16 protein-coding genes are annotated in these 18,349 nt (G+C 56.5%); 15 read left to right on the forward strand and 1 reads right to left on the reverse strand.

Features of this window, described 5'->3' with window-relative positions:
- The first annotated feature begins 29 nt into the window (after positions 1–29).
- The 15 genes from WG219_07975 to WG219_08045 all read left to right on the forward strand — a co-directional run bounded on the left by WG219_07975 (position 30) and on the right by WG219_08045 (position 14,742).
- Positions 30–1,280 (forward strand): lipoprotein-releasing ABC transporter permease subunit, encoded by a 1,251-nt coding sequence (locus WG219_07975; GenBank protein ID WXL27381.1) that lies wholly within the window; start codon positions 30–32, stop codon positions 1,278–1,280.
- Between the two features lie 7 nt (positions 1,281–1,287).
- Positions 1,288–1,971 (forward strand): lipoprotein-releasing ABC transporter ATP-binding protein LolD, encoded by a 684-nt coding sequence (lolD, locus tag WG219_07980; protein ID WXL27967.1) that lies wholly within the window; start codon positions 1,288–1,290, stop codon positions 1,969–1,971.
- Positions 1,971–3,215 carry a lipoprotein-releasing ABC transporter permease subunit gene (locus WG219_07985; GenBank protein ID WXL27382.1) on the forward strand — a complete coding sequence of 415 codons (1,245 nt, stop codon included), beginning with the start codon at positions 1,971–1,973 and terminating at the stop codon, positions 3,213–3,215. Before lolD ends, WG219_07985 begins: the two co-directional genes overlap by 1 nt.
- Positions 3,216–3,291: 76 nt before the next feature.
- Positions 3,292–5,517 carry a DNA internalization-related competence protein ComEC/Rec2 gene (locus WG219_07990; protein ID WXL27383.1) on the forward strand — a complete coding sequence of 742 codons (2,226 nt, stop codon included), beginning with the start codon at positions 3,292–3,294 and terminating at the stop codon, positions 5,515–5,517.
- Positions 5,518–5,589: 72 nt separating this feature from the next.
- Positions 5,590–6,222: a MotA/TolQ/ExbB proton channel family protein gene (locus WG219_07995; GenBank protein ID WXL27384.1), complete on the forward strand. Its 633-nt coding sequence runs from the start codon at positions 5,590–5,592 to the stop codon at positions 6,220–6,222.
- The gene (locus WG219_08000; GenBank protein ID WXL27385.1) at positions 6,219–6,647 is read left to right on the forward strand and encodes a biopolymer transporter ExbD; all 429 of its coding nucleotides are present in this window, start codon (positions 6,219–6,221) and stop codon (positions 6,645–6,647) included. The genes WG219_07995 and WG219_08000 overlap by 4 nt, the downstream gene beginning before the upstream one ends.
- Before the next feature lie 12 nt (positions 6,648–6,659).
- Entirely contained in the window at positions 6,660–7,661 is a 1,002-nt protein-coding gene (gene lpxK, locus WG219_08005; GenBank protein WXL27386.1) for a tetraacyldisaccharide 4'-kinase, read from the forward strand.
- A gap of 52 nt (positions 7,662–7,713) precedes the next feature.
- Positions 7,714–7,899 carry a Trm112 family protein gene (locus WG219_08010; protein ID WXL27387.1) on the forward strand — a complete coding sequence of 62 codons (186 nt, stop codon included), beginning with the start codon at positions 7,714–7,716 and terminating at the stop codon, positions 7,897–7,899.
- Positions 7,900–8,664, forward strand: a complete 765-nt coding sequence (gene kdsB / locus WG219_08015) for a 3-deoxy-manno-octulosonate cytidylyltransferase (protein ID WXL27388.1) — start codon at positions 7,900–7,902, stop codon at positions 8,662–8,664.
- On the forward strand, positions 8,664–9,128 hold the full coding sequence (locus tag WG219_08020; protein WXL27389.1) for a low molecular weight protein-tyrosine-phosphatase: 465 nt from the start codon (positions 8,664–8,666) through the stop codon (positions 9,126–9,128). Before kdsB ends, WG219_08020 begins: the two co-directional genes overlap by 1 nt.
- Positions 9,125–10,144 carry a UDP-N-acetylmuramate dehydrogenase gene (gene murB / locus WG219_08025; protein ID WXL27390.1) on the forward strand — a complete coding sequence of 340 codons (1,020 nt, stop codon included), beginning with the start codon at positions 9,125–9,127 and terminating at the stop codon, positions 10,142–10,144. The genes WG219_08020 and murB overlap by 4 nt, the downstream gene beginning before the upstream one ends.
- 221 nt (positions 10,145–10,365) lie before the next feature.
- The gene (locus WG219_08030; protein WXL27391.1) at positions 10,366–10,833 is read left to right on the forward strand and encodes a (2Fe-2S)-binding protein; all 468 of its coding nucleotides are present in this window, start codon (positions 10,366–10,368) and stop codon (positions 10,831–10,833) included.
- On the forward strand, positions 10,833–13,154 hold the full coding sequence (locus WG219_08035; GenBank protein WXL27392.1) for a molybdopterin cofactor-binding domain-containing protein: 2,322 nt from the start codon (positions 10,833–10,835) through the stop codon (positions 13,152–13,154). Before WG219_08030 ends, WG219_08035 begins: the two co-directional genes overlap by 1 nt.
- Positions 13,154–14,146 carry an XdhC family protein gene (locus WG219_08040; protein WXL27393.1) on the forward strand — a complete coding sequence of 331 codons (993 nt, stop codon included), beginning with the start codon at positions 13,154–13,156 and terminating at the stop codon, positions 14,144–14,146. Before WG219_08035 ends, WG219_08040 begins: the two co-directional genes overlap by 1 nt.
- Positions 14,143–14,742, forward strand: coding sequence for a nucleotidyltransferase family protein (locus WG219_08045; protein ID WXL27394.1), 600 nt, complete (start codon positions 14,143–14,145; stop codon positions 14,740–14,742). The genes WG219_08040 and WG219_08045 overlap by 4 nt, the downstream gene beginning before the upstream one ends.
- 62 nt (positions 14,743–14,804) lie before the next feature.
- Here WG219_08045 and rne read toward each other — a convergent pair whose 3' ends face one another.
- The gene (gene rne, locus WG219_08050; protein ID WXL27395.1) at positions 14,805–17,888 is read right to left on the reverse strand and encodes a ribonuclease E; all 3,084 of its coding nucleotides are present in this window, start codon (positions 17,886–17,888) and stop codon (positions 14,805–14,807) included.
- Between the last annotated feature and the right edge of the window lie 461 nt (positions 17,889–18,349).

The raw sequence follows: 18,349 nt of genomic DNA on the forward strand, positions 1-18,349 counted from the left end.
CGTTTCTTTTTCCCGCGAATCAGCCCGACATGTTCAGACCATTATTTGTATTTATTGGTACACGCTACACGCGGGCCAAGCGCCGCAGTCATTTTGTTTCGTTTATTTCCATGACTTCTATGATCGGGCTGGCGCTGGGCGTGCTGGTAATGATTCTGGTGTTGTCGGTTATGAACGGCTTCGACCACGAAATGCGCACCCGTGTCCTCGGCATGGTGCCCCATGCCACGATTGAAAGCCCAACTCCCATCAGTGATTGGCGCAACTTGGCGCAACGGGTTCAAGAGAACCCGCAGGTTGTAGCGGTGGCCCCGTTTAGCCAGATGCAGGGTTTGCTCAGTAACAACGGGCAAGTGCAGAAGGTGCTGATTAACGCAATCGACCCGGCTGAGGAGTCGAAAGTCTCGATCATTGATGGCTTCTTCCAACAGGGTAATCTCCAAGCTCTTAAGGCTGGTGAATTCGGCATGGTGCTGGGGGATAAGGCGGCATCTAAGCTGGGCGTTGGCCTAGGCGACAAGATCACGTTTGTTGCGCCGGAAGTAACCGTAACGCCAGGCGGGATGTTTCCGCGTCTTAAGCGTTTCACTGTGGTGGGCATCTTCCATGTTGGCGCTGGTGAGGTGGATGGGCATCTGGCCCTGACCCACGTGCAGGACATCGCTCGTCTGCAACGTTGGAAACCTGATCAGGTTCAGGGCGTGCGTTTGAAGTTTGCCGACCTTTTCCAAGCCCCGCGCACGGCGTGGGCGTTGTCTGAGCAGTTGGGCAATGGCGACTACTATGCTCGCGATTGGACCCGCACTCACGGCAATCTGTATCAGGCTATCCGCATGGAAAAGGCCATGATCGGCTTGCTGTTACTGCTGATCGTGGCAGTGGCGGCATTCAACATCATCTCCACGTTGGTTATGGTCGTGACGGATAAGAAGGGCGACATCGCGATTCTCCGTACCTTAGGCGCCACGCCGGGGCAGATCATGGCCATCTTTATGGTTCAGGGTACGGTGATCGGTGTATTCGGCACGTTGATTGGGGCGGTGCTGGGTATTCTGGCCGCGTTGAATATCAGCCGTTTTATCGCCTGGGTAGAACAGGTGCTGGGTATTCAGTTTCTTAATGCGGATGTTTATTTCATCGACTATCTGCCTTCACAGTTGATGCTGCCGGACGTACTCATGGTGTGTGGTGCAGCATTGCTTCTGAGTTTTTTAGCCACCCTTTATCCGGCTTGGCGTGCTGCACGTACCCAGCCAGCGGAGGCTCTGCGTTATGAGTGATCAGGTTATGCAAGATCGGGCGGTTTTGAGTTGTCGCAACCTTGGCAAAAGTTATGACGAGGGTCCGCAGTCGGTTGTGGTTCTGCAAGATCTGCAGCTAGAGCTTCATCCTGGGGAGCGTGTGGCCATCGTCGGCAGTTCCGGCTCGGGTAAAAGTACCTTGCTAAATATGCTGGGTGGGCTGGATACGCCTAGCACGGGTAGTGTCTGGTTGGCTGGTGAAGAACTGTCTGCGCTGAATGAAAAACAACGAGGCTTACTGCGCAATCGGGCGCTGGGCTTTGTTTATCAGTTTCACCATCTGCTGCCTGAGTTCACAGCGCTGGAGAATGTGTGCATGCCACTGCTGATCGGTCGCACGCCGATCCATGAAGCTCGTGAGCGTGCTACGGCATTGTTGGAGCGAGTGGGGTTGGGCCATCGTCTGGCGCACAAACCGGCAGAGCTGTCAGGTGGTGAGCGTCAGCGGGTGGCGATTGCCCGTGCTTTGGTGAACCGTCCGGGGCTGGTGCTGCTGGATGAGCCGACCGGTAACTTGGATCAGCACACAGCACAAGGTATTCAGGAGCTTATGAAGGAGCTGAGCAGCTCTTCTCAGACTGCATTCTTGGTCGTTACTCACGATATGTCTCTGGCGCAGCAGATGGATCGCGTGCTGCGTCTGGAAGGCGGTAAGTTGGTGGCTGCCTGATGTTCCGCCCGCTGAGTCTGTTTATAGGTATCCGTTACACCGGTGCGAAACGGCGTAACCACTACATCTCCTTTATCTCGATGACCTCAATGATTGGTCTGGCACTGGGTGTGCTGGCGATGATTGTGGTTCTGTCGGTGATGAATGGGTTTCAGAAGGAGATGAGCACGCGGATTCTAGGTATGGTGCCACACGCCAGTATTTCTGCGGATAAGCCGCTGAGTGACTGGCAGGCAGTGGCGGCTGCTGCGCGGAAAAACCCGCAGGTGTTGGGTGCTGTTCCATTCGCTGAGCTGGAGGGCATGCTGTCATACCGCGGCGTGATGCAGCCGGTGCAGTTGCATGGCGTTGATCCGTTACTGGAGCCGCAGGTCTCCATCATCGGCCAGCACATGATCCAGGGTCGGCTTGAGGACTTGCGTGAAGGCGATTATGGCGTGGTGATCGGCGAGATTACCGCACGCCGCTTCCAGTTGCGTATTGGCGACAAATTGGCGCTGATCGTGCCAGAGGTCAGCAGCGTACCGGGTGGGATTAGCCCGCGTATGCAGCGTCTGAACGTGGTGGGTATCTTTAAGGTCGGCGCAGAGCTGGACAGCTCGTTGGCTCTGATTAATGTGGCCGACGCGGCGCAAATCCAGCGCTTTGAGCCGGGGCAGGTGCAAAGTGTGCGCCTGAAACTGGCCGACTTGTATCAGGCGCCGCAGGTGGCCGCCAGCATTGCTGCGGACTTGGGGGAAGGGTTTAAGCCCAGCGACTGGACCCAGACCCAGGGCAGCCTGTTCAGTGCAATGAAGATGGAAAAAACCATGATCGGCTTGCTTCTACTGCTGATTGTGGCGGTTGCTGCCTTCAACATCATTGCGACGTTGATCATGGTGGTTTCGGATAAAGGCGCTGATATCGCCATTTTGAGAACTCTCGGGGCCACACCGCAGCAGATCATGGGTATTTTCATGGTTCAAGGTACGGTGATCGGTGTAATCGGCACGCTGATCGGTGCGGTCCTTGGGGTGATTGCGGCGCTAAATGTCAGCCAGTTGGTGGGGTGGATCGAGCGGGTGAGTGGGCGGCATGTGATGAGCTCGGATGTTTACTTCGTCAGTAACCTGCCTTCGGATTTGCAGGTTTTTGATGTGGTGCTGATTTGCACGGCAGCCTTCAGCTTGAGCTTTCTTGCCACGATTTATCCGTCTTGGCGGGCTTCACGGATTCAGCCTGCTGAAGCCTTGCGCTACGAGTAATCACACCCGCGATATGAAAAAGCCGTTACTTGTGTAACGGCTTTTTTGTTTCTGCCGAAGGCTCAGGGAGTGAGTCATGCGAACAGGGATGCTTGCAGCTATTGCCGGGCTGGTGGTGCTGCGTTGGTTACCAGCTCTGCCGCCTACGGGGTGGGTTCTGGGGATGCTGGCGGTGGGGATTGTGTTGTCAGTTGGAAGGGTCTATCCACTGGGGCTGTTTTTGTTGGGACTGTCGTGGTCCTGTATTAGCACCCAGTCAGCTCTAGATGACCGGCTGCCTGCCGAGCTGGATGGGCGAACCTTATGGCTGGAAGGAACCGTAGCAGGATTGCCGGAAGTCAGTCGGGAGGTGGTGCGTTTCGAGTTGAGGGACGCCACGTCGCGTCGTTACGTACTACCTCGGAAAATGCGTCTGTCCTGGTATGACGGCCCGCAGTTACGAGGTGGCGAGGTTTGGCGTATGGCTGTGCGCCTTAAACGGCCCCGAGGTTTAGTCAATCCACAGTCATTTGATTACGAGGCTTGGCTGCTCGGGCAGCGCATTGGTGCCGGTGGAACGGTTAAAAGTGGTTATCGCCTGAGAGAGGCGGGCGGTCTGTCCTCATGGCGTGACAGATTACGTCAGCAGCTACTGGCCGCTTCGGCTGCCGGGCAAGCCGGAGCATTGAGTGCGCTGGTGCTGGGCGATGGTTCCGGCCTCAGCAGTGCTGATTGGCTAGTGTTTCAAAATACCGGGACAGTGCATCTTATGGTGATCTCAGGCCAGCATATCGGCCTGATGGCGGCTCTGCTGTATGGTTTGGTAGCGGGCCTTGCACGTCTGGGCTGGTGGCCGCAGCGTTGGCCCTGGTTGCCTGTGGCTTGTGTGGTCAGCTTTGCCGGGGCAATGGGCTACGGCCTGTTAGCGGGGTTTCAGGTGCCGGTTCAGCGTGCCTGTGTGGCTGTTGCATTGGTGCTGATATGGCGCTGGCGATACCGTCATCTCGGGGTGATTGATCCTCTGCTAATCAGTTTACTGGCGGTTTTGTTATGGGAGCCGTTGGTGTGTCTCCAGGCAGGTTTCTGGTTGTCGTTCGGTGCGGTCATCCTGCTGGTGCTGATCTTTTCCGGTCGACTTGGTGCATGGCGTTGGTGGTCAAGTTTGTGGCGGGTGCAGTGGACCATGGCTGTGGGGCTTGTACCGCTGTTGGTGGTGCAGGGCTTGCCAATCAGCATCACCAGCCCTTTAGCTAATCTGATTGCGGGGCCAATAGTCGGTTTTATAACGGTGCCGCTGGGGTTGCTCGGCATGGTGCTTCTACCAGTTCCGTGGCTTGGCGAAGGTCTGCTATGGCTGGCAGGAGGCACACTGAATATCTTGTTTAGTGTGTTGGCGTTATTGGCGCAGTTGCTGCCAGCCTGGACGCCCAGTGCGCTCCCGCTGTGGGCCTGGGGCTGTGGTCTGATTGGCGGGTTAGTCTTATTGATGCCCGCGGCCTTGCCCATGCGAAGCCTAGGTTTGGGGCTACTCATGCCGCTGGTTTTCCTGCCGGCGGTACGCCCTGAGTCTGGTGAAGCGGATGTCTGGGTGTTGGATGTGGGGCAGGGGCTTTCGGTTCTGATCAGAACCCGGGATTACGATCTCCTTTATGACGCAGGGCCTAAGTTTGGCGAGTTTGATACCGGGCAGAGGATCGTTGTGCCTTCTTTGCGGGCGTTGGATGTGCGCAAACTGGACATGATGCTGATCAGCCATGCCGACACCGATCATAGCGGCGGTGCAATAGCTATCACACAGGGGGTGCCGGTTCGGCGTGTGGTCAGTGGTGAGCCCGTGAAACTGGGGGCTGCCTTGAAGGCTGATCCTTGCCTGAGTGATGCGCAGTGGCAGTGGAATGGCGTGCGCTTTCGCCTGTGGCAATGGTCGGGAGCGCGCAACGGCAATCAGGCCTCCTGTGTGTTGATGGTTGAGGCGGGTGGGGAGCAGCTGTGGCTCACGGGTGACATAGATCAGGACGCTGAAAGAGGTCTAGTGGAAAATACCGGGCTGCAAAGGGTTCACTGGCTGCTGGCGCCTCATCACGGCAGTCGGAGTTCCTCGTCACAGTTATTACTTGAGCGTGTAAGGCCTGCCAACAGTCTGATTTCCCGTGGTGCTCACAATGCTTTTGGCCACCCGCATGAGGCAGTTGTGCAGCGCTATCGGGATGTCGGAACACAGATTTATGACACTGCCGAGCAGGGCGCCATCCGCATAAAACTGGGGCGCTTTGTTCCGGCAGAGTCCGGCAGAGCGCAGTTGCACTTTTGGCGTGAAAAATGAGTCATACAGCGGTCGGCGTGGCAGCAGGCCTATGCTAGAGTTGCGGGAATTTTGAGAAGGGGATCTGCTACCGTGTGGGAACTGGTCAAAGCTGGCGGCTGGATTATGCTGCCGATCATTCTGTGTTCTATCGCTGCTGCAGGCATTATCGCCGAACGACTCTGGACGCTGCGGCCAAGCCGCGTGTCTCCCCCCCACCTGTTAGGCCAGGTGTGGAAGTGGATCAAGGAAAAGAAACTCAATAACCAGAAGCTCAAGGAGCTGCGCGCTGACTCTCCGCTCGGGCAGATTCTGGCCGCAGGCCTGGCCAATTCCAAGCATGGCCGGGAGATCATGAAAGAGTGTATCCAGGAGGCTGCGGCCCGGGTCATTCATGAGCTGGAGCGCTACCTCAATGCGCTAGGCACCATTGCCGGTATTGCTCCGTTGCTAGGGCTGCTGGGTACTGTGCTGGGTATGATCGACATTTTCAGCTCCTTTATGGGCTCAGGCATGACCAATGCGGGTTCACTGGCTGGCGGTATTGCTAAGGCGCTGATCACCACGGCCGCGGGCCTGATCGTAGCTATACCGGCGCTGTTCTTTCACCGTTACCTGCAGCGTCGTGTTGACGAGTTGGTCGTGGGCATGGAGCAAGAAGCGATTCGACTGGTGGAAGTGGTGCAAGGCGACCGTGATGTCGATCTCGGTGAGGAAAAACCGTGAAGTTTCGGCGTAAACCGCGGGAAAACGTCGAGATCAACCTGGCTTCGCTGATCGACGTAGTTTTTATTCTGCTGCTGTTCTTTGTGGTGACCACAACCTTTACCCGTGAAACGCAGATGAAAGTCGATCTGCCGGAAGCGGCCAGTGGAACGCCCCCTGAGCAAACAGAATTGAAGCAGTTGGAAATTCTGATTGCAGCCGATGGCACCTATTCAATGAACGGCCAGCAGCTGATGGAAAGCAAGCTGGACAACCTGATCGCAGCTTTGCAGAAGGAATCTGCGGGGGATAACAGCCTGCCGCTCATTATCAGTGCGGACGCCCAGACCCCGCATCAGGCGGTGATCACCGCTATGGATGCTGCCGGTAAGCTGGGCTTCTCCCATTTGCGACTGACCACAGTCGAGGCGCAGGCTAAGCCTTGAGGTTGATGTGTTATGAGCCTCGCTGAGCGTCTTAGCCAAGCCTGGTACAACGGACATCCGGCGTTACTGTTGCTGCGCCCATTGGAGTGGCTGTATCGGACGGTTGTCCAGCGTAAGCGTGCGTGTTTTCTGAGCGGTCAGAGCCAAAGCTACCGGGCGCCAGTGCCTGTCGTTGTAGTTGGAAACATTACAGTGGGTGGCACTGGTAAAACGCCGATGATCCTCTGGTTGGTTGAACATTGCCGCCGCCAGGGATTGCGCGTAGGTGTTGTCAGCCGTGGCTACGGTGCCAAGCCGCCACACTTCCCCTGGAGAGTAGAAGCCAGCCAGGCTGCCAGTGTGGCGGGGGATGAACCGCTGCTGATCGTGCAGCGTTGCGGTGTACCGCTGATGATTGACCCTGACCGCAGTCGTGCCGTGCAGGCACTGCTGGCTGAACAGCCGCTGGATTTGATCCTCAGTGATGATGGCCTGCAGCACTACCGTCTGGCGCGGGACCTTGAGCTGGTACTGATTGATGCGGCCCGTGGGCTCGGCAATCGCCGTTGTCTGCCGGAAGGACCGCTGCGGGAGCCGTCTGAGCGCCTGAAAAGCGTGGATGCAGTGCTTTATAACGGCACGCGCAACGCGCCTGCCGGTGGCTATGGTTTTGTCCTACGGGCTAAGGCCTTGGTTAACCTCAAAACCGCTGAACAACGGCCACTGGATCATTTCCCACCGGGGCAGTCCGTGCATGCGGTGGCTGGTATCGGCAACCCCCAGCGTTTCTTCAACACCCTTGAAGGACTACACTGGAAGCCTGTATGCCATGCATTTGCCGACCATGCTCCCTACAGCTCAGAGTTACTGGACTTTACCCCGAAATTGCCGGTGCTAATGACGGAAAAGGATGCAGTCAAATGCCGGGGCTTTGCCCTGGATGATTGGTGGTATCTGGCGGTTGATGCTGAACCCACACCTGAATTTGTCGGTTGGTTCGATCAACAACTACAGCGATTGATACCGCGTAGCTGATTCAAATATCTGATGAGTCCGGCCGAGCCGGCCGGTTTAACAAGGAACTGCCATGGACACGAAACTTCTCGACATCCTCGCTTGCCCACTGTGCAAGGGGCCTCTGCACCTCTCCGCAGACAAAAGCGAGTTGATCTGCAAAGCCGATGCGCTGGCGTATCCGGTGCGTGATGGTATTCCTGTCATGCTCGAAGGCGAGGCTCGCACCCTGAACGTTGATGAGCGTCTGGATAAATAAATGAGCACTGCCTTTACCGTTGTTATTCCTGCCCGTTATGCCTCTAGCCGTCTGCCGGGCAAGCCGCTTCAAGATATTGCTGGCAAGCCGATGATTCAGCACGTTTGGGAGCAGGCATGCCGCAGTGCCGCTCAGCAAGTGGTAGTCGCCACCGATGATCAGCGCATCGCTGACGCTTGCGAAGGTTTTGGAGCGAAGGTTGTGATGACGCGTGTCGATCACAACTCGGGAACTGACCGTCTGGCTGAAGTGGCAACGGCCTTGGGCCTCGCTGCTGACGCGATTGTGGTCAATGTGCAAGGGGATGAGCCGCTTATTCCGCCTTCGATCATTGACCAAGTGGCTGAAAACCTGGCCAATAACCCTCAGGCTGCCATTGCTACACTGGCTGAGCCCATTGAGGATGTGCAGTCGCTGTTCAATCCTAATGTGGTCAAGGTGGTGGCGGATAAAACCGGGCTGGCCCTGACGTTTAGTCGTGCTCCACTGCCATGGGCGCGTGATGCGTTTGCTGTGAGCAAAGAGCAGCTGCCGCAGAACGTTCCTTACCGTCGTCACATCGGCATTTATTCTTACCGTGCTCAATTTCTGCATGACTTTGTCAGTTGGGGCCCATGCTGGCTGGAAAATACCGAGTGCCTTGAGCAGTTGCGTGCCCTGTGGCATGGCGTGCGTATCCACGTTGCAGACGCCCTTGAGGCGCCAGCGGCGGGCGTTGATACCCCTGAAGATTTGGCGCGGGTTCGCCAGCTGCTGGGGGCTTGATGCGCATTTTGTTCGTTTGCCTGGGTAATATCTGCCGCTCACCTACGGCTGAAGCGGTGTTGCGCCATAAATTGCAGGAAGCAGGGCTGGATGGCCGGGTTGAAGTGGATTCCGCCGGAACCAGCGACTGGCATGTCGGCAAGCAGGCTGACAGCCGTACCCGTCGTGCTGCACAACATCGCGGTTATGACATGTCAGCTTTGCGAGGTCGGCAGGCCGTGCCTGAAGACTTCCAGCGCTTTGATCTGATTTTGGCGATGGACAAGAGCAACTTGAGCAATTTGCAGCAAATTCAGCCTCACTCAGCGAAGGCAGAGCTGGATCTGTTCTTGCGTCGTTATCAGATGCCACTTAGTGAAGTGCCTGATCCTTACTACGGTGGGGAAGATGGCTTCGAGCAGGTGTTAGATTTAATTGAGCAAGCCTGTGACGCCTTAGTCGTGGAAATCAAAGGACGCTTATGACGTTGCTGGTGCAGTCTCAGGTTTCGCTCAAACCCTACAACAGTTTTGGCGTAGATGTGCAGGCACAGTATTTTGCTGAAGCCGTTAATGAGCAGGATGTGCGTGAAGCCATTTCTTATGCCGCTGCCCGCAATGTGCCTCTATGGGTAATCGGCGGAGGAAGCAACCTGCTCCTGACACGTGATGTTGATGCGCTGGTGTTGCGCATGAACAGCCGTGGCCTGAGGCTACTCAGTGACGACGGTGAGCGAGTTGTGGTCGAGGCTGAGGCTGGCGAAGTATGGCATTCATTTGTCTTGTGGACGCTTGAGCAAGGTTTCTCCGGTCTTGAAAACCTCAGTCTAATTCCCGGCACTGTGGGTGCTGCACCGATGCAGAATATTGGTGCTTACGGTGTTGAAATCAAAGACGTATTCGCCGGGCTGACGGCTCTGGATCGGGAGTCAGGTGAGGTGAGGGACTTTGATCTGGCTGACTGTGCCTTTGCCTATCGCGACAGCTTGTTTAAGCAGAAGAGCGGTCGCTGGGTGATTTTACGGGTGCGGTTCAATCTGCGCCGTACAGCCGCACTGACGTTGCACTATGGGCTCGTACAGCAGCACCTACTTGATCAGGGCATCACCGAGCCATCTCCTCTTGATGTCAGTCGGGCCGTATGCAGCATTCGTAGCGAGAAACTCCCTGACCCGGCGGTATTGGGTAATGCCGGGAGTTTTTTCAAGAATCCTTTGGTCAGCGCTGAAACCGCGGCTGAGCTCAAGCGGGCTTATCCGCAGCTGGTTGCCTACCCTCAAGCGGATGGTCAAGTCAAACTGGCGGCTGGTTGGCTGATTGAGCAAGCGGGCTGGAAAGGTTTCAGGGAAGGGGACGCGGGTGTGCACAAATTGCAGGCGCTGGTGCTGGTTAACTATGGCTGTGCTACCGGTACAGAATTGTTGAACCTCGCCCGTAAAATTCAGGCTGACATTGCTAGCCGCTTCGGCGTTGAGCTTGAGATAGAGCCCAATCTGTATTAAACCCGGATTTCTATTTAGGTACGTCGGTGCGGTGCAATTTGTCTGGTTTGGTCTGGTCAAGCGGTTCGCTGTGTGGCGTACTTGGGTTCCTATTGCTTGAATTTTTGGCAACACCTAACCGATAAAGGGCCGAATAAGAGCCGATTGCCGCACCGGTTATCCCGTTCAAGATGAGCTGAGATCGCCTGTTAATTAATAACTAGATGATGGCGGACGAGCAGATGATTACCCTGAAACTCAATGGTAAAGAGCAACAGCTGGACGTCACGGAAGATATGCCTCTGCTGTGGGCTATTCGTGATGTGGCAGGCTACACAGGCACCAAGTTCGGCTGCGGAATGGGCTTGTGCGGAGCTTGCACGGTGCACCTTGATGGTGTTGCTGTTCGCAGCTGCGTGACTCCAGTCGGTACTGTGGCCGGTAAAAACGTCAGCACCATTGAGCAGCTCGGGCAAGACCCTGTCGGTAAGCTCGTTCAAGCTGCTTGGCTGGACACGGCAGTGGCCCAGTGTGGTTACTGTCAGGGCGGCCAGATTATGTCGGCTACTGCTTTACTTAAAAGCAACCCAAACCCAACCGACGAGCAGATTGAAGAAGCCATGATCGGCAACATCTGTCGTTGTGGGACCTATAACCGCATCAAGACAGCGATTCGCCAAGCGGCCTCTCAAATCAAGGAGGCGCAGTGATGAATTCCTCACCTATTGCCTACACCCTTAATAATCTCAGCCGCCGCAACTTCCTTAAAGGGTTGGGGGCGACCGGTGCGCTGGTGATCATGGCCAGTTGGAGTTGGCCATCTGTTTTTGCCGCTGAAGAGGAAAAATATGGTGGGGAAGGGATGCCTAATGGCGTCGTGGATGACCCTAAAATCTACCTCAGCATTGCCACCGATGGCTCCGTGACGGTCATTTGTAACCGTTCTGAGATGGGGCAGGGCATCCGTACCAGTTTGGCTATGGTTGTTGCAGATGAGCTTGAGGCCGACTGGGCGCAGATCAAAGTGCAGCAGGCGTATGGTGACGAAGTACGCTTTGGTAACCAGAACACCGACGGTTCACGCAGCATGCGCCACTGGTATGAACCCATGCGACGCTGTGGTGCTGCCGCCAGAGCCATGCTTGAGCAGGCCGCAGCAGGTCGGTGGCAGGTTCCTGTGGCTGAGTGTCAGGCGCAGTTGCATCAGGTCTTGCACAAGCCGTCTGGCCGCACGCTGGGTTATGGTGAGCTTGCTGAGGCAGCGGCCGATCTCCCGGTGCCGCCACGTGACACATTACGTCTGAAACCGGCCAGTGAATTCCGCTACATCGGTAAGGACTCTAACCGCGCCATTGATGGCGAGGACATCGTTACGGGCCAAGCCCTCTACGGTGCTGATATACATCTTGAAGGCATGCTCTACGCCACGATCGCTCGTCCAGCGGTATATGGCGGCAAACTGGTTTCTGTCGACGACAGTGCAACGCTCAAAGTCCCGGGTGTGGTTAAGGTCATCAAGATTGATGCTTCGCCGCTGCCTTCTGAGTTTCAACCTTTGGGCGGTGTCGCTGTTCTGGCCAAGCACACTTGGGGCGCGATCAAAGGCCGCGATGCACTGAAGTTGCAATGGGATGACGGCCCCAATGCCCGTTACAACTCGTCTGAATACCGGCAGCAGCTTGAGAGCGCTGTGAAAAAGCCGGGCAAAGTAGTGCGTAACAATGGCGATGTTGATCAGGCGTTGAGTAAGGCTGCCGGTACTCATGAAGCGACTTATTATTTGCCGCACCTGACCCAGGCCCCTATGGAGCCTATGGTCGCGCTTGCCGTGTACAAGAAAGGTTCCTGTGAAGTGTGGGCACCTGTTCAAGCGCCACAAGTAGCCCGCGAGCGTATTGCTCAGCGTTTGGGGATTCCGCTAGACAATGTGAAAGTGAACGTCACATTGCTAGGGGGCGGGTTCGGACGTAAGTCGAAGCCTGACTACATGGTTGAGGCAGCGATTCTGGCCAAAGCCATCGAAGGAACGCCTGTTCGGGTGCAGTGGACGCGTGAAGATGATCTTCGCCACTCCTACTTTCATACGGTTGCGGCCGAGTACATCAAAGCAGGCCTGGACCAATCCGGTCAGCCCACTGCGTGGTTGCAGCGTGTGGCGTCACCCACCATCGCTTCACTGTTTGCACCAGGTGCGAAAAACTCAGGGCCATTCGAGCTGGGCATGGGTATTACCAACATGGCCTATGCGATTCCCAATGTGCGCATGGAAAACCCGGAGGCCCAAGCCTTTACGCGTGTGGGCTGGTATCGCTCAGTTCTGAATATTCCTCATGCCTTTGCCATACAGAGCTTTATTGATGAGCTGGCACATAAGGCCGGGCAAGACCCACTGGCTTATCAGCTTAAGCTATTAGGAAACGATCGTAAGATTGATCCGGCAAGTTTGGACGGAAGCGGCTGGAACTACGGCGAGTCACCGGTCAAATACCCGATTGATACGGGACGTATGCGGGCGGTCTTGGAGGCCGCAACAAAAGCGGCTGGCTGGGGCAGAAAACTACCGCAAGGTCGTGGCCTTGGGCTGGCCTTGCACTACAGTTTTGTCAGCTACGTGGCTGTGGTGCTTGATGTGGAGGTCGAGGACAACGGCAACCTGATCGTGCATAAGGCAGATATTGCCGTGGACTGTGGGCCGCAGATTAACCCAGATCGGATTCGTTCCCAGATGGAAGGGGCCTGTGTCATGGGGTTAGGTAATGCGGTTAGCAGCCAGATCAGCTTCAAGGATGGCCAGGCGCAGCAGGACAATTTCCATATGTATGAAGTGGCCCGTATTGATTTGGCGCCTAAGCAGGTTGCAGTGCATTTCGTTACGCCGGATGGGGAGGTGCCTCTGGGCGGTGTGGGTGAGCCAGGGGTTCCGCCCATTGCGCCTGCGCTGTGTAACGCCATTTTCGCAGCGACTGGCCAGCGCATCCGTAACCTGCCTGTTGGAATACAGTTGCAGGGTTGGCGCAAGGCTAATAGCTGATGGACAGCGCTGATCTGAATGTCCTGCGCAGCGTGCTGGAATGGCGCCGTGCAGGGCAGCGTGTAATCCTTTATAGCGTTGTACAGACGTGGGGCAGCGCCCCTCGTCAGCCAGGCGCCATGCTGGCTTTGCGCGGGGACGGTGTCGTCATTGGCTCGGTTTCCGGTGGTTGTATTGAAGACGATCTGATTGCACGCCTGAATGACGGGCGTTTGCCTGAGCAAGGTCCCGCCGTGCAATGGGTTACTTACGGTGTGACCAAGGAGGAGGCTGCACGATTCGGACTTCCTTGCGGCGGTACCTTGCGGCTAGTCGAGGAGCGTGTCGACGATTACGCGTGGGTTGAGGCGCTTCTGAATCGCTGTGAAGCTCATGAGATCGTTGCCCGTGAACTGAACCTTGAAACCGGCGAGGTTCGGCTTACGCCAGCCGCAAGGACAGATAGTCTGCAATTTGATGCACATACCTTACGCGCCATTTATGGCCCGCGCTGGCGGTTATTACTGATCGGCGCTGGGCAGCTATCGCGCTACGTTGCAGAAATGGCGCGCATGCTCGATTTCGAAGTGCTGGTTTGTGATCCTCGTGAAGAGTTCGTGCATGGCTGGGATGAGCGAAATGGCCAATTTGTGCCCGGCATGCCTGATGATGCCGTGCTCAGCATTAAAGCGGATGAGCGCACGGCAATCATTGCTCTAACCCATGATCCGCGTCTTGATGATATGGCTTTGTTGACCGCACTGGATTCGCCAGCTTTTTACGTGGGGGCGCTTGGTTCACGCAGAAACAGCCAGCGTCGGCGCGAAAACTTAGCTCAGCTCGGTTTGAGCGAAGCGGCTATCAGCCGCCTGCATGGGCCGATAGGGCTCTATATCGGCAGTCATACTCCCGCTGAAATAGCCCTATCAGTGATGGCTGAGATTGTAGCGATCAAGAATCAGGTGCAGTCGATCCAGAAAAATACCCAGCGTGCTCCTGAGCCACAGACATGAGCAGCCTGCCGTGTGTAGTCATTCTGGCAGCAGGGCAGGGCACACGTTACCGGCAGCAAGCAGGTGAACGTTCAGACAAGCTGCTCGCGCCATGCCTTGGGAATGATGGCGTGGTTCGACCGGTGCTTGAACAAGTACTGTGCAATATACCGCCACAATTGACGCGCAGAGTGCTGGTCACATCGCCAGGGCGCACTGCTGTCATCGGTCTGGCTGAAGCTTATGCTTGCCAGCCAATTTTGCTGCAATCAGAGGGGATGGGGGAAAGTCTGGCCGCTGGGGTCCGAGCATCGGCAGATGCTCCAGGGTGGCTGATCCTCCTAGGAGACATGCCGTTTATCAGGCCTGAGACGATTGAGCGGGTAGCCGCTGGCTTGCTTCGATCCTCTGTCAGTGTTGCGCAGAAGGGCGGCCGATACGGCCATCCTGTCGCCTTTGCCAACTCACATGGTTCTGATCTGATGAATCTCAGAGGGGATCGCGGTGCACGGAGCCTCTTCACCGGAGTATCGGTTGAAGCGATTGATGTGACGGATCAAGGTATTTTCTGGGATATCGACACGCCTGAAGCGCTGGTTCACACGCCAAACAATTGATTCGAGCATGCATTAAAAAGCCCCGCTAGGCTGACCTAGCGGGGCTTTTTAACGGCTAAGCGTTAGACGAGTGGTTTAGGCTCGTTGGTCGCTTCGTTGCTGGTGGCGACTTCCTGAGGCTCGCTTGTGGCGGCATCCTCAGTCTGTGCCTCGGCAACCGTTACTTCAGCAGCGGCTGGGATTTCAGCTACTACTGGCTCTGATGCCTCAGCAACTGGCTCCGAAACCTCAACAGCGGCCGGTGCAGCTTCGCTCACAACAGGCTCGACTACTTCAGCAACTGTCGCTACAGCCGGGGCGGCTGCTGCCAGAGCCTGAGCTTCGGCAGCAGCTTTCGCGGCAGCTTCAGCTTCACGCTTGCGACGACGCACTTCACGCGGGTCGTTCGGTGCGCGGCCATTAGTGGTTGCCACTACGGCTGGCTGGGCAACTGGCTCAGCTTGTGCAACGACCGGGCTGGCTTCTGCAACAGCCGGTGCGGTTTCGCTAGCTGCCGGCTCGGCAACAACAGCCGGAGCGGCTTCGGCAGCAACAGGTGCTGTCTCAGGCTCAGTAACGGCAACAGTCGCTGGGGCTGCTTCAGCTTGAGTTTCAGCAGCAGGCACTACCTGAGGGGCAATTTCAGCCACTTCAACTTGAGCAGCGCTGGCTGGTGCAGATTCCTCAGTGGCTACAAATGCAGCAACCGGTTGAGCTTCAGCAGGAGCCTCGACAACAACCTCTACCGGGGTGTTTTCGGCAGCAGGCTGCGTGCTGGCTGCGGCTTCAGTTACCACTTCAGCGACTGCAGCGACTGCAGTGCTGGCAGCGATAGCGGCAGTGGCGTCAGTTGTATTTTCCTCGTTAGCGTCAATTGGATTGCCGTTGGCATCATTCTGACGCTCGCGACGATTGCTGCGACGACGCTGGCCACGAGAACGACGGCGCGGACGATCACCGCCTTCGCTGTTGTCCTGATCATCTTCGTTCAGCTCTTCGTTATTCAGCAGCTCTTCATCAGCGGCGGCAACTTGTTCGTTGCGTGGCTGGCGATCTTCACGCGGCTGACGTGGCTGGCGTGGCTCACGCTGCGGACGCTCACGAGTTTCCTCGTTGCTGTTCTCGGATTGAACGGCATCCAGTGGCTCACGCAGTTCACGAGGCTGACGCTCCTCGCGAGGTTTGCGATCGCGTGGTGGGCGCGACTGACGCTGCTCTTGCGGCTCGCGCACTTCAACGTTTTCACGCAGGTTGCGCTCTTCGCGGTTATTGCGTGGCGCGCGCTCCTCACGCGGGGCACGTTCCTCGCGCGGTGCACGCTCTTCACGAGGTGCGCGTTCTTCGCGAGGTTTACGCTCCTCACCATTACGGCCAGCGCGATTGCGGTTCTGCTGGCGACCGTTGCGGCGTTCTTCGCGCTGTGGGCGCTCAGATTTCTTTTCGACAACTACAGGCTTTTCTTCCTGTTTGCCAGCAAACAAGCTCACCAGTGATTTCACCAGGCCTTTGAACAAGCTTGGCTCTGATGGGGCAGGGGCTGCTACCGGATCCGCTTCAGCTTGGGCAGGAGCTGTACGCTGAGGCACAGTCTTGATTGCAGCTTCCTGACGAACCAAGGTGCGGGTCGCGGTGGTCTGCTTCTCTTCTTCAACTTCAACAGCTGCGATTTCGTAGCTGGACTGGCCAGACAGGGCCTCCGGACTGTCATCACGGATACGCTGCACTTCGAAGTGCGGGGTTTCCAAGTGATCGTTCGGGATGATGACGATGCGAGCACGGGTGCGCAGCTCGGTCTTGGTGATCGAGTTGCGTTTCTCGTTAAGCAGGAATGCGGCAACTGGGATTGGTACCTGAGCACGCACTTCAGCAGTGCGGTCTTTCAGGGCTTCTTCTTCGATCAGGCGCAGAATTGCCAGAGACAGCGATTCAACATCACGGATGATGCCTTGGCCGTTGCAGCGAGGGCAGACGATACCGCTGCTTTCCCCGAGGGACGGGCGCAGGCGCTGACGGGACATTTCCAGCAGGCCGAAGCGGGAAATGCGGCCGACTTGCACGCGGGCGCGGTCTGCTTCGAGGCTTTCACGCACTTTATCTTCAACGGCGCGCTGGTTTTTAGCCGGGGTCATGTCGATGAAGTCGATCACGATCAGGCCGCCGATATCTCGCAGGCGCAGTTGGCGGGCGATTTCTTCAGCCGCTTCCAGGTTGGTCTGCAGGGCTGTTTCTTCGATGTCGCTGCCTTTGGTGGCGCGTGCCGAGTTGATGTCGATAGACACCAAGGCTTCAGTCGGATCGATGACGATGGAACCGCCAGAAGGCAGTTTAACTTCGCGCTGGAAGGCGGTTTCGATCTGGCTTTCGATCTGGAAACGGTTGAACAGCGGGACGCTGTCTTCGTACAGCTTGATCTTGCTGGCGTACTGCGGCATCACCTGATTGATGAAGCTCAGTGCTTCCTGCTGGGCTTCGATGCTGTCGATCAGCACTTCACCGATATCTTGGCGCAGGTAGTCGCGGATAGCGCGGATAATGACGTTGCTTTCCTGATAGATCAGGAATGGGGCTGCGCGGTCCTGGGACGCTTCTTTAATAGCGCTCCAGAGTTGCAGCAGGTAATCCAAGTCCCATTGCATTTCCTGGCTGCTGCGGCCGAGGCCAGCAGTGCGGACAATCAGGCCCATGTCACCCGGCACGACCAAACCATTGAGGGCTTCGCGCAGTTCGTTACGCTCTTCGCCCTCAATGCGGCGGGAAATACCCCCAGCGCGTGGGTTGTTGGGCATCAGAACCAGGTAACGGCCTGCCAGGCTGATAAAGGTGGTCAGTGCAGCACCTTTATTACCACGCTCTTCTTTCTCAACTTGAACGATAACTTCCTGGCCTTCTTTCAGGACGTCTTTAATGTTGACGCGTCCTTCCGGAGCCTTACTGAAGTATTCGCGGGAGATTTCTTTAAGAGGGAGGAAACCGTGGCGTTCGGAACCGAAGTCAACGAAAGCGGCTTCAAGGCTAGGTTCTACGCGGGTAATACGGCCTTTGTAGATATTGGATTTTTTCTGTTCACGAGCGCCTGACTCGATGTCCAGATCGTAGAGTTTTTGGCCATCTACTAGGGCGACACGCAACTCTTCGGGTTGAGTTGCGTTAATCAACATTCTTTTCATGTAGTACCGTCGATTTCCGGTGCTGGCGGAAGCGGCGTTCGGCACACACGACTTCAGTTGTCGGTGTCAGGGGCGTCGCTGGTGCGGTCGTAAAGCGCTCCAGTGTCAAGCGGCGGCAGCGTTTTGCTGGTCCGCGACGGACGTCTCCTGCTTGCTGTGATTTCCAGTAAGCATTAAGTCAGGAGGAGGAATCAGCTGTTGGTAGCGGACGAGTAAAGCGTCTTGGTAAAGCAAATTGCTACGCAGGCCAACAGTTGTGCATCTCCACCCTACACGTATCGCTGAAACTCGGGTGCCGCTCGCGTTCTTACGCAGCGGGTTACTTTTATCGCAGTTATCCGTGGATTCATCTGCGCATCAAGGCTTTGTTAGGCTTTGTTTCCGGACTATTCAGCATCTTAAGTGACGTCTTGAATGGCCCGTCGGACGGCCTGCGTCCCAAATGGGTTGCGTTGGCAGAG

The sequence above is a fragment of the Pseudomonas mendocina genome, assembly GCA_037482215.1.
Taxonomy (GTDB): domain Bacteria; phylum Pseudomonadota; class Gammaproteobacteria; order Pseudomonadales; family Pseudomonadaceae; genus Aquipseudomonas; species Aquipseudomonas mendocina_E.